2 protein-coding genes are annotated in these 1,719 nt (G+C 60.8%); one reads left to right on the forward strand and one right to left on the reverse strand.

The features are described 5' to 3' along the window. On the forward strand, nt 1–1,107 hold a 1,107-nt coding region (locus tag AQR02_RS20615), incomplete at its 5' end, for an aminotransferase-like domain-containing protein (RefSeq protein ID WP_245237644.1). Nucleotides 1,108–1,151: 44 nt separating this feature from the next. Here the strand turns inward: AQR02_RS20615 and AQR02_RS34685 are convergent. Beyond that, nucleotides 1,152–1,719 (reverse strand): sensor histidine kinase (locus tag AQR02_RS34685; protein WP_245237645.1); only part of this gene is annotated, 568 nt, incomplete at its 5' end.

Here is a 1,719-nt window from a genome sequence, read left to right on the forward strand (position 1 = left end):
GAGCCGGGCCTGATCCGGCTCGGCACCGGTGAGCCTGCGCCCGGGCTGCTGCCCGGGGCGGCCATGACCCGGGTGCTGGCTGAGCTCGCCGCCCGGCCGCTGCCGCCGCTGTCCTATGAGGAGCCGCTAGGCAGCCCCTCCCTCCGCCGCTCCGTAAGCCGCGAGCTGCTCAAAAGCGGAATTGCGGCGGACCCCGCCTCCATTCTGATTACCTCCGGCGCGCTCCAGGGCCTGCAGCTGATCGCGCTGGGCCTGCTGCCCCGCGGCTCGACCATCCTGCTTGAGAAGCCGTCCTACCTGTATTCCATTCACGCCTTTCAGTCTGCAGGCGTGAAATTCAGCGGCCTGCCTATGGATCAGGGCGGTTTGCTTACCGGGCGCATAGCAGCGGAAGCCTTGCGTACTAAGGCGGCAATGCTCTATACCATTCCAAGCTTCCATAATCCTACGGGGATTGTCATGGATCGAGAGCGGCGGCAGGCGGTCATGAAGATAACAGGCGAGCTTGGACTGCCCATTCTCGAAGACGGAGCTTATCAGGAGCTGTGGCTTGATTCCCCGCCGCCACCGCCGCTGAAGGCACTCGACCGTGAAGGAAGAGTGCTGCATCTGGGCACACTCTCCAAAGCAGCCAGTCCGGGCCTGCGCATCGGCTGGATCGTCGGCCCGGAGCCGGTCATCCGCCGGCTCGCAGACATTAAGATGCAGACCGATTACGGCGCAAGCTCCCTGTCACAGCTCGCCGCTGCACGATGGCTTGATGGGGGTTATCACGAGGAGCATCTTACGGTGCTGCGCGGTAAGCTGCGCGAGCGGCGTGAATTCATGCGGCAGCTGCTGCAGGCCCATTTCACAGAGCTGGCCACATGGAGCATTCCGGCCGGAGGCTTCTATATCTGGCTCTCGCTGCACCAGCCGATGCCGCTTCGCCGGCTCTTTACGGCAGCGCTTCAGGCCGGACTGCTGCTGAATACCGGGGATCTGTACGACCGCGGGGACAGCCGGCATCTACGGCTGTCTTACGCCTATGCATCGCCCGAAGAGCTAAGATGCGGCTTACCGGCTTTAGCTGGCATTATCAAACAAAACATCAACCGACAATCATAGGGTTGGCACTGCACCCTATGGGTCGTTTGATGTCTTGTAACGTACTATTTAAGCTGCTGCGGAAGCCGGACTACAAAAGCCGTACCCTCACCGGGGCGGCTTGTTACGTTTATGCTACCTTCGTGGAGATCGACAATTTTCTTCACCAGTGACAGTCCCAGCCCGCTTCCGCCTCCGCTTGCGCTCCTGGCCTTATCTACTTTATAGAAACGCTCAAAAATCCGCGGCAGCTCCTCCCCGGTGATGCCGATTCCGCTGTCCCGGATCTCCACCTCGATCCCTTGCTCCAGCGTCTGGAGCCGGACAGCAATCCGCCCGCCCTGCGGAGTGAATTTGATGCTGTTATGCAGCAGATTGGTCCACACCTGGCTCATGAGATCCTGAACGGCATAGACCACCGTCTCCTCAAGCTCAGCCTCCACTTCGATATCCTTGTCCAGCCACTGCGGCTCGGAGGCGAGAACCATCTCACGCAGCTGCTTATCCAGCCGGTAGGGCTTTGCTTCGAACGGAAAGCTGCCCGCCTCAAGTAGAGACAGCTTCAGCAGGTTGTCACTGAGTCCCGACAGGCGGCTGGCCTCCGCTTCGATAATGTCCAGATAATGCCGCCTG

Source organism: Paenibacillus ihuae, assembly GCF_001368795.1.
GTDB lineage: Bacteria > Bacillota > Bacilli > Paenibacillales > Paenibacillaceae > Paenibacillus_AQ > Paenibacillus_AQ ihuae.